Origin of the sequence: Micrococcus sp. GbtcB5 (assembly GCF_019091605.1) — a bacterium.
GTDB classification, from domain to species: Bacteria; Actinomycetota; Actinomycetes; order Actinomycetales; family Micrococcaceae; genus Micrococcus; species Micrococcus luteus.
On sequence record NZ_JAGXJK010000128.1, the window covers coordinates 1 to 323 of the forward strand.

Below are 323 nucleotides of genomic sequence, written 5' to 3' on the forward strand. Positions count from 1 at the left end.
CCGACGGAGGAGGGGGCCGCCGACGCGGGGAGGGACGGTCCCTCCCGGCGCCGTGGCGGCCGGACCGTCCGGGTCCGAGCAGGATCCCAAAAATACATATAGGGTCTGCATGTATATGGACGCCACCGATCTCCCCCTCCCCCCTGCAGGCACGCGCATCGGCGCGGACGAGGTGTACTCGACCCTGATCGAGGCCATCACCATCGGACGGCTCCGCGCCGGCGAACGCCTCCCGTCCGAGGAGGCGCTGGCGGCGCACATCAACATCGCAGCCATGACCCTGCGTCAGGCTCTGGCCAGGCTCCGGACCGCCGGCTACGTCG

1 protein-coding gene is annotated in these 323 nt (G+C 70.6%); it reads left to right on the forward strand.

Annotated elements, in window-relative coordinates; all coding sequences use genetic code 11:
- Nucleotides 1-115 precede the first annotated feature (115 nt).
- A partial coding sequence (locus KVS67_RS11745; protein WP_217565423.1) for a GntR family transcriptional regulator occupies nucleotides 116-323 on the forward strand: 208 nt, incomplete at its 3' end.